General features: G+C 43.2%; 8 protein-coding genes and 1 pseudogene. 5 read left to right on the top strand and 4 right to left on the bottom strand.

Annotated elements, in window-relative coordinates:
- Positions 1–112: 112 nt before the first annotated feature.
- Positions 113–312: pseudogene (locus Q0203_RS09385) on the bottom strand (DNA translocase FtsK).
- A gap of 220 nt (positions 313–532) precedes the next feature.
- Here Q0203_RS09385 and Q0203_RS09380 point away from each other — a divergent pair.
- Positions 533–1528 carry a virulence protein RhuM/Fic/DOC family protein gene (locus Q0203_RS09380; RefSeq protein ID WP_297931849.1) on the top strand — a complete coding sequence of 332 codons (996 nt, stop codon included), beginning with the start codon at positions 533–535 and terminating at the stop codon, positions 1526–1528.
- 51 nt (positions 1529–1579) lie between these two features.
- Here Q0203_RS09380 and Q0203_RS09375 read toward each other — a convergent pair whose 3' ends face one another.
- The 3 genes from Q0203_RS09375 to rng all read right to left on the bottom strand — a co-directional run bounded on the left by Q0203_RS09375 (position 1580) and on the right by rng (position 5094).
- Positions 1580–2293, bottom strand: coding sequence for an NAD-dependent deacylase (locus tag Q0203_RS09375; RefSeq protein ID WP_297931846.1), 714 nt, complete (start codon positions 2291–2293; stop codon positions 1580–1582).
- Positions 2294–2461: 168 nt separating this feature from the next.
- A complete protein-coding gene (locus Q0203_RS09370) occupies positions 2462–3415 on the bottom strand; it encodes a WYL domain-containing protein (protein WP_297931843.1) in 954 nt (317 codons plus the stop codon).
- Between the two features lie 182 nt (positions 3416–3597).
- Entirely contained in the window at positions 3598–5094 is a 1497-nt protein-coding gene (gene rng, locus Q0203_RS09365; protein WP_297931840.1) for a ribonuclease G, read from the bottom strand.
- 138 nt (positions 5095–5232) lie between these two features.
- Here rng and putP point away from each other — a divergent pair, with 138 nt between their 5' ends.
- The 4 genes from putP to Q0203_RS09345 all read left to right on the top strand — a co-directional run bounded on the left by putP (position 5233) and on the right by Q0203_RS09345 (position 9868).
- Positions 5233–6753, top strand: coding sequence for a sodium/proline symporter PutP (gene putP, locus Q0203_RS09360; protein ID WP_297931837.1), 1521 nt, complete (start codon positions 5233–5235; stop codon positions 6751–6753).
- Between the two features lie 23 nt (positions 6754–6776).
- Complete coding sequence (gene cmoB, locus Q0203_RS09355) at positions 6777–7742, top strand: tRNA 5-methoxyuridine(34)/uridine 5-oxyacetic acid(34) synthase CmoB (protein ID WP_297931834.1); 966 nt, start codon at positions 6777–6779, stop codon at positions 7740–7742.
- 88 nt (positions 7743–7830) lie between these two features.
- Entirely contained in the window at positions 7831–9129 is a 1299-nt protein-coding gene (gene purA, locus Q0203_RS09350) for an adenylosuccinate synthase (RefSeq protein WP_109432850.1), read from the top strand.
- A gap of 67 nt (positions 9130–9196) precedes the next feature.
- Entirely contained in the window at positions 9197–9868 is a 672-nt protein-coding gene (locus Q0203_RS09345) for a DUF484 domain-containing protein (RefSeq protein ID WP_297931829.1), read from the top strand.
- The last annotated feature ends 303 nt before the right edge of the window (positions 9869–10171 follow it).

Below are 10171 nucleotides of genomic sequence, written 5' to 3'. Positions count from 1 at the left end.
GCTTTTAAGGCCTCAAGTGCGGTCATATCCAGCCCTAAAAAATGATGTTTTGATATACCACCGTCTTGTGGATTAATGCGGATAAGCGCCACGGCATAGTTCAAATCATTTTTCATAGTACTTTTCTCTGCCCATTTTTCATTGTTGAAATAACACCGGCTTCTTCTAATTGCTCTAAAATTTGCCCGCTCGATTAAAACCTAACCTAAATCGCCGTTGAATCATTGAGCAAGACGCCATTTTTTGTTGTTGCACATATTTTTTTACCTCTTCAAAAAGCGGATCTCGATTAAAAGTGACTTTCATTGGCATCATTTTTCTCCTGTGTTGCGATGACAAAGGGATTAAGAGAATTGTAAAAAATCTCTCTTTTATAAAAAATGATATGGAAATAAGCGACAATTCGTGTCGTTAGGAAATTTAAGGAGCAATTCTTTTGAAAAGATTTTTTGAAAATTAAGGTTATACAGTATTGCAATATATTTCTTTACCTGTTTATATATACATATATTTTATTATTTAAAGGAAGAATATGAATAACCAAAACCCGATTGAAATTTACCAAGCGCAAGATGGCACGACACAAGTGGAAGTCAGATTTGAAAAGGATACGGTTTGGCTGAGTTTACAACAGATGGCTGATTTATTTGGGCGCGATAAATCTGTTATTTCACGCCATTTACGAAATATTTATAGTGATGGAGAGTTAGATAGAAAATCAACTGTTGCAAAAAATGCAACTGTTCAAATTGAAGGCAAAAGACAGATTAATCGAATAATTGAATACTATAATCTTGATGTGATTATATCTGTGGGTTATAGAGTCAATTCTATTTTAGGGACTAAATTTAGAATTTGGGCAACTGCTCGTTTAAAAGAGTACCTTACTCAAGGCTATACCATTAACCAAAAACGTTTACAGCAAAATGCTCACGAATTAGAACAAGCACTTGCACTTATTCAAAAAACGGCAAATTCCTCAGCATTAACACTAGAAAGCGGTCGTGGATTAGTGGATATTGTCAGCCGTTATACGCACACATTTTTATGGCTACAACAATATGATGAAGGTTTACTTGCCGAACCGCAAACCCAGCAAGGCGGTATGTTGCCCACGTATTCCGAAGCCTGTTCTGCACTGGCCGAGTTAAAAGCACAGCTTATGGCAAAAGGTGAAGCAAGTGATCTGTTTGGACGTGAACGAGATGATGGCTTATCTGCTATTTTAGGTAATTTAGATCAAAGTGTGTTTGGAGAACCTGCCTATCCAAGCATTGAAGCAAAAGCCGCACATTTACTGTATTTCGTCGTCAAAAACCATCCTTTTTCAGACGGTAATAAACGTAGCGGAGCGTTTTTATTTGTGGATTTCTTACATCGAAATGGGCGTTTGTTTGATCATAATGGTCATCCGGTTATCAATGATACCGGGCTTGCTGCACTCACATTATTAGTTGCCGAATCTGATCCGAAACAAAAAGAAACGCTCATTAGGCTTATTATGCATATGCTTAAGCAAGGGGAATAACAACAAATAGCGACCAAAGTCGCTATTTGCGTGAAAAGTGCAGTCGTTTTTCTATAAGTTTTTAACCTTCTCCAATAACTCTGCCACTACCTTTGGCACTCCCTCCCCTGCCTTTTCTTTTATTGCAATCACTTGCTTGCGTACAAAGCCTGTATTTGGATTCGGATCGATTAAGTAAATCGGCGTATTGCGTGGTGCTTCATTGACTAAGCCATTCGCCGGATACACTTGCAAAGAGGTGCCAATCACTAATACCACATCCGCTTGTTCTACAATCTCAATGGCTCGTTCCAGCATCGGCACCATTTCACCAAAAAAGACGATATAAGGACGCATCGGATGTCCGTTTGGATCTTTATCGTCTAATTTCTGATCGCCAAAACAATCCACGATATAACTTTCATCAAAGCTACTGCGCGCTTTGTTTAATTCGCCGTGTAAATGCAACACATTTGAGCTTCCTGCTCGCTCATGTAAATCATCCACATTTTGCGTGATGATTCTCACATTATAGGCTTTTTCTAATTCCACTAAGGCAAGATGCGCAGCGTTTGGCTTAGCTACGGCGGCATTTTTACGGCGTTGGTTGTAAAAATCTAGCACTTTCGCACGGTTCTTTTGTAAGGCCTCCGGCGTACAAACTTCTTCGACTTTATGTCCTGCCCACAAACCGTCTTCCGCTCTGAAGATAGGAATGCCACTTTCAGCACTAATCCCCGCACCGGTTAATACGACGCAAATTGGTTTATTTTTTTTCGCTGTCATGCTTTTTCTCTCCTCTCATTTTTAGAATCTTATCAATCCGTCTATCTTTCGCCATTATGCCCGAAAATATTTCCGCTTGACGCTTGATCAGGCGATTTATAAGGATTCATCTTAATGTCCTCTCTATTGATGGCTTCATCATAAAACATAAAGCGACAATGTGTGTCGTTAGGAAATGTCCTCGAGATATACACGATCAATTTCTTGATAATTTTCACCAAAATGTGCAATCCACCAATTCAACATTTCACTCTCAATCACCGTGGCGGAAATTTCATATTCACTGCCACAATCTTTCACCGTTTGATCGACTGATAACGGCGTTTCTGTCAAAAAGCCCCCAATCGCTTTATCTACTCTGAACGTTAATCGAATTTTTCTGCCATAACTAAAGCCAAACTTTTGGCTCTCAACATACGCTTTCAAATTAAAATCCGGGCGATCAAATTGCATGGTACTCACAGTAACCTCAAGCAAACGATGCAAAGTAAGATGCAAAATATCACCATGTTCATATTGCGCGACGAGATAGCTACTCGGGCCTTGTTGCACAAGAGCAAGAGGTTTCACTAAAGCCTTATGTTCTTTACCGTGAATACTTCGGTAATGCACCTGTAAGAATCGATTTTGATAAAGTGCGGTACTGATTTGTGCAAAAATGTTATCGTCAATGATTGCCGGCAGCAAAGGCTGACTGGTCGGCGCAATAGCGACTTTATTCAACCATTCGGAACCGGATTTTTTATTGGAATCATAGACTAAGTTATATTCGGCCTGCTTAAAAAAGGATTCCATCGAATTGAGAATATTTGCAGGCAAAATGCCTTTTAAATATTGCTTCGCCAACATTAACACCAAGGATTGTTGCTCGTTTAAAATCGGCAAATCCAGCCCTTTGGTATTTTCTTTCCAGCGATAACTGTAAGGCTTGCTGAGAGTATTGCACTCAATATCAAACTGTTCAGACAGGCTTTTTAATTGACGTTGAATGCTACGAATATCGCGAGAAAATCCCATATCTTCCAGCTTCTGTTGGATTTCATGCGTGCTGATGTAACTACGTTTGGGAATTAAACGTAAAATTTCTAATTGAAAGTGCATTGTCTTGGATTCTTTTGCCATATTGTTTCTCAGCATTGTTATGTAAAAATCCCCAACATATTGTCGGGGATAAGAATTAAATTGCGTTATCCCAATACAACGATACGTTGCTCAGGACAGTTATTGTAGTGAGGGAAAAAACAACATTCGATGACGCAAAAGCTAAAACGTTCAAAAAATAGATTGTTTTCCCACCGCACTTTTTACATCACCACCACATCAAACTGCTCTTGGGTGTAAAACGGTTCGGTTTTTACTTGGATTTGTTTGCCAATAAAGACTTCCAACTCGGCTAACAAACCGTGGGATTCTTCGTTGATTAAATAGTCTGCAACAGCGTGCGAGGCGTAAACCACAAATTGTTCACTGGCAAATAAATGATGTACGCGGATAATTTCGCGCATGATTTCGTAACACACGGTTTCCACAGTTTTTACGCGTCCACGTCCTTGGCATGCAGCACATTCTCCTTGGCAGGTTGGGCATTCGCAACACAATACATGTTCCAAACTTTCCCGCGTACGTTTACGGGTCATTTCCACCAAACCTAATTGCGTGAAGCCATTCACATTTGTTTTCACCGGATCACGCGATAAGGCATCTTGCAAGGATTCCAACACACGATTACGGTGTTCTTCACTTTGCATATCGATGAAATCAATGATAATCATGCCACCGAGATTGCGCAGTTGAAGTTGTTGCGCGATGGTTTTGGTGGCTTCAATATTGGTGTTGAAAATGGTTTCTTCCAAATTACGATGCCCTACGAATGCACCTGTATTGATGTCGATCGTGGTCATGGCTTCTGTTTGCTCAATGATCAAATAGCCACCGGATTTGAGATTTACCCGTCTATCTAAAGCATGATGAATGCCTTTTTCCACACTGTACACATCAAAGAGCGGTTGATTTCCCGTGTATAAAATCAGTTTGTCGGTGAGGTTGGGGATGAATTCTTCGGTGAATTGTTTCACTTCATTGAAACAAAGTCGGGAGTCAATGTGAATGCGATCCAATTTGCCCCCGATAAAATCACGCAGAATGCGCTGTGTCAGCGCCAATTCACCGTAAAGCATGGAGCGGGTTGGGTATTTCGCACGGCGTTCTAGCACTTTTCGCCACAAGCGTTTTAAGAAATCGGCATCTTGTTGTAAATCCAGTTCAGTCGCCCCTTCGGCCGCAGTACGGATAATAAAACCACCTAATTCATCACATAAAGGCAAGGTGAGTTCTTTCAAGCGATTACGTTCTTCCTCGCTTTCAATGCGTTGTGACACGCCCACATGGCTATTTTCCGGCATGAATACTAAATAACGGGAAGGCAAGGTAATATCCGTGGTGAGTCGCGCACCTTTCGTGCCAAGCGGATCTTTTACCACTTGCACCACTATATCCTGTCCTTCATGTACCAGTTGGGAAATGTCTTTCACCACAAATTGCTTTTGTTCACTTTCTTCCACACATTCGGTGTGCGATACAATATCTGAGGCGTGTAAAAAGGCCGCTTTTTCTAAGCCAATATCCACAAATGCCGATTGCATTCCCGGTAATACACGGGTGACCCGACCTTTATAAATATTTCCCACAATACCGCGTTTGCCTTGGCGTTCAATATGCACTTCTTTGAGCAAACCGGTTTCCACTAAGGCAATGCGCGTTTCGCTTGGTGTCACATTGACCAATAATTCAACAGAATCCATAAAATATCTTATCCAAAATGTCGTTGTTATTGATTTTGCCGATTAGTCTAACGAAAAGGAAAATAGAATAACAGGGGCAAATAAGGTAAAATGCTCCCCTTTTTTTTGAATATAAGAACTATTTTTAGGATTGATAGGATGTTTGGTTTAGATCCGACAATTGTTACATTTACTATTTATATTTTCGGCATGATTGGCATTGGGGTTGCCGCCTATTATTACACCAAAAATTTATCCGATTACATTTTGGGCGGTCGTCGCTTAGGCAGTTTCGTCACGGCGATGTCTGCCGGTGCTTCGGATATGTCCGGTTGGTTATTGATGGGGTTACCGGGCGCTGTGTATTTATCCGGTTTGGTCGAGGGCTGGATTGCCATTGGTTTAACCTTAGGAGCCTATTTAAACTGGCTCTTCGTTGCCGGACGTTTACGGGTTTACACCGAATTCAATCAGAACGCATTAACCCTACCTGAATATTTTCATCATCGCTTTGGCACGCGTCACAATGCGTTAAAAATCGTTTCCGCCTCCATTATTTTGGTGTTCTTCACCATTTATTGTGCCTCAGGCGTGGTGGCGGGTGCAAAATTATTCCAAAATCTTTTTTCAATCGATTATTCCACCGCACTTTGGTACGGCGCACTCGCCACCATCGCCTACACCTTTATCGGAGGTTTCCTTGCGGTGAGTTGGACAGACACCATTCAAGCCACACTGATGATTTTCGCCTTATTGCTTACTCCTGTTTTTGTGGTGATCTCTATCGGCGGCGTTGACGACTTACAAAGCGTCGTGCAACAAGCCGAAATGAGCGCACAAAAAGAATTTACCGACTTATTCCGTGGCACTTCCATCATGGGCTTGTTAAGCCTTGCGGCGTGGGGCTTAGGTTATTTCGGACAACCACACATCCTCGCTCGCTTCATGGCGGCAGACTCTGTGCGTTCTCTCAATAAAGCGCGTAAAATCAGCATGACATGGATGGTGCTTTGCTTAGTAGGTGCCGTTGCCATCGGTTTCTTTGGCATGGCGTATTTCTATGCGAATGCAAACACCGCCTCTGCAGCCTTAGTAAACCATGAACCCGAGCAAGTTTTTATTGAATTATCCCGATTATTATTTAATCCGTGGATTGCCGGTATTTTACTTTCTGCCATTCTTGCCGCAGTAATGAGTACCTTAAGTTGCCAACTGTTAATTTCTTCCAGTGCCATTACAGAAGACTTTTACAAAGGCTTTATCCGCCCGAAGGCGTCAGAAAAAGAATTGGTTTGGTTAGGTCGCATCATGGTATTGGTGATTGCCGCCGTTGCCATTTGGATTGCGCAAGATCAAAACAGTAAGGTGTTGAAACTTGTGGAATTTGCTTGGGCGGGGTTTGGTAGCGCCTTTGGCCCGGTAGTTTTACTTTCACTCTTTTGGAAACGCATGACCTCTTCCGGCGCTATGGCGGGCATGCTCACCGGCGCAATAACCGTGTTTGCTTGGAAAGAATGTTTACCGCAAGAAAGCGAATGGGCGCAAGTGTATGAAATGATTCCCGGCTTTATGTTCGCCGCCATCGCGATTATTATTGTGTCACTACTGTCCGCAAAACCGGATGCCGCGATTACCGACACCTTTGAGAAAGCCCAAAAAGCGTATTATGATGCGCTGTAACCCTAATTCACCGAGATAACGATATGATCGATTTTCGTCCTTTTTATCAACAAATTGCCACGACCCATCTTTCCCCTTGGTTGGAAACCTTGCCATTACAAATGAAACAATGGCAACAGCAAACCCACGGGGAATATGCCAAATGGGCAAAAGTCGTGGAATTTCTACCGCACTTGCAGGCTTCCCGTATTGATCTTAAAAGTGCGGTCAAATCTGAGTGCGATTCTGCGCTTTCCGATGGTGAACGCCAGCGCATTATTCACCATTTAAAACAACTCATGCCATGGCGCAAAGGGCCTTATCATTTACTCGGCATTCATGTGGATTGCGAATGGCGCTCCGATTTCAAATGGGATCGCGTGCTACCGCATTTAGCGCCATTGCAAGATCGCACGATTTTAGATGTGGGTTGCGGCAGTGGCTATCATATGTGGCGCATGGTGGGCGAAGGCGCGAAAATGGTAGTGGGCATCGACCCGACGGAATTGTTCTTATGTCAATTTGAAGCGGTTCGCAAACTCTTAAATGACGATCGCCGTGCAAATTTGATTCCGCTCGGCATCGAGCAAATGCAACCCCTTGCGGCGTTTGATACGGTGTTTTCCATGGGCGTGTTATATCACCGTAAATCGCCCCTAGATCACCTTTCCCAACTGCGCGCGCAACTAGTTAATGGCGGTGAATTGGTGCTCGAAACCTTAGTGGTGGACGGTGATGAAAACACGGTGTTGGTGCCGATGGATCGCTACGCCAAAATGAAAAATGTGTATTTTATTCCGTCCGTTGCCGCACTGATTCATTGGCTGCAAAAAACCGGCTTTAAAAATGTGCGTTGCGTAGATGTCGCCGTCACCTCATTAGAGGAACAGCGCAAAACCGATTGGTTAGAAAATGAATCCTTAATTGATTTTCTCGATCCGGCAGATCACAGCAAAACCATCGAAGGCTATCCTGCCCCGAAAAGAGCGGTCATTTTAGCCAATAAATAGTCATAAATCTCATTGAGATCAAAGGTTAAAAAGAGTAAAGTAAGCAACCGTTGATTTTTATAAACTAGCTTAAAAAAGGCGGAAAATTATGGGTAAAAGTGTTGTTGTTCTCGGCGCGCAATGGGGCGATGAAGGAAAAGGAAAAATCGTTGATTTGCTCACCGACCGCGCCAAATATGTGGTTCGTTATCAGGGCGGTCATAATGCCGGTCACACCTTAATCATCAACGGTGAGAAAACCGTTTTACGTTTAATTCCATCAGGTATTTTACGCGATAACGTCACCTGTTTAATCGGTAATGGCGTTGTACTTTCCCCAGCTGCCCTCATGCAAGAAATGGGCGAATTAGAAAACCGTGGCGTGAACGTACGTGACCGTTTATTAATCTCCGAAGCTTGCCCATTAATTCTGCCTTACCACGTTGCGATGGACCACGCTCGTGAAGCGGCACTTGGCAAAAAAGCCATCGGTACCACCGGTCGTGGTATCGGCCCGGCTTATGAAGACAAAGTGGCTCGCCGCGGTTTGCGCGTAGGTGATTTATTTAATCGCGAAGCCTTTGCCGAAAAACTCAAAAACATCCTTGATTACTACAACTTCCAATTGGTGAACTACTACAAAGTCGAACCGGTTGATTATCAAAAAACCTTAGATGATGTGTTTGCTGTTGCCGATATTATCACCGGTATGGTTGCCGACATCACCACCATTTTAGATACCGCGCGCAAAAATGGCGACAACATTTTATTCGAAGGCGCACAAGGTACCATGTTGGATATCGACCACGGTACCTATCCGTATGTGACCAGCTCCAACACCACTGCCGGTGGCGTTGCTACCGGTTCCGGTTTCGGCCCACGCAATTTAGATTATGTGTTGGGTATCATCAAAGCCTATTGCACCCGCGTGGGTGGCGGCCCGTTCACCACGGAATTATTCGATGAAGTCGGTGCAGAAATTGCACGCAAAGGGAATGAATTCGGTGCGGTTACCGGTCGTCCACGTCGTTGTGGTTGGTTTGACGCGGTAGCCATTCGTCGCGCGATTCAATTGAATTCCATTTCCGGTTTCTGCATGACGAAATTAGACGTGTTAGATGGCTTCGATGAAGTGAAAATCTGCGTGGGCTACAAAATGCCAAACGGCGATATTGTAGAATACGCACCACTTGCCGCGAAAGACTGGGAAGGTGTTGAGCCGATTTATGAAACTATGCCGGGTTGGAAAGAAAATACCTTCGGTGTCACTGATGTAAATCAATTACCGCAAACCTGCCGTAATTACATCAAACGTATCGAAGAAGTCACCGGCGTACCGGTTTCTATCCTATCAACCGGACCGGATCGCGTACAAACAATGATTTTACAAGATCCGTTTGCCGCGTAAAAACGCATAAAAAAACGACCGCACTTTTGAAGTATCAAAGTGCGGTTCTTTTTTGGAGAGTTTTTTTATGAATGAACAGGAAAAAAACGTCGTCGAATACCTAACCGAACACCCTGATTTTTTCACCACTCATCCTGATTTGCTTGCCAAACTGTCCGTGGTTCATCCGCAAAAAGGCACGCTATCTTTGGTTGAAGCACAGTTGGAACAGCAACGCCAACACATCAAAACCCTGACGGCATTCTTAGAAAAATTTCATCAGCTTGCTTATCAAGAAGCTGACATTTTCTACGCGCTTATGCCCTTACAAAAGAAATTGTTTCAAGCGGAAGATTTCCAACGGGGCGAAGAAAAATTGAAACAGTGGGCGCAATCCTATGAACTGGACGGTGCAAAAATATTGCTGTTTCGAGATGCGTGGCCAAAAAATGAAACCATTCCCGAACAATATTGGATTGACCGCAAAGCGTTTGAACTGATTCGCTTAGAACGTCTCGGCTTGCGCCAATTTTACTTGGGCGATTTAAGCAACAAAGAAAAACACCTGATGTTTCTGCCGGAAGAATTTCCCATTGGCTCCGTGGCAATTTGTCTGCTTGGCGCAAAAACAAGCCACAAACCGACCGCACTTTTATTATTCACCTCCCGAGATACCGCCCGTTTCCATAACGGACAAGACACCACTTTCTTAAAACACATCGTGGATATTGTGGAATTGCATTTGGGACGATGGTTCTGAAAAGTGCGGTACTTTTTGGCGGCATTTTTCGTTGCAAAAAAGAATCAGACCGCCTTTTCACCTTTCCCACCAACACCAATAACAATCCGCACATAAAACGTGCGGTTTTTAGGTTCTCCTATAAGGGCCTATACTTCGCAAACCCCTCAAGGAGCTTGTGAAAACGGGTCACCGTGTTTATTTTCATATCACCATTTTAGTGAATCGTAGCGTGCAACTTGTTGCACGAAATCATGAATGCCCGAAAACGTTAAATAACGTTCCGTGCGTAATTTGGTCGTGCATCAAGATGCACGCTACGCA

The sequence above is a fragment of the uncultured Aggregatibacter sp. genome (assembly GCF_938046485.1).
In the GTDB taxonomy this organism is placed as follows: domain Bacteria; phylum Pseudomonadota; class Gammaproteobacteria; order Enterobacterales; family Pasteurellaceae; genus Aggregatibacter.
Note: the sequence above shows the minus strand (reverse complement) of the source record. Positions and strands in the feature narration are given on the sequence as shown.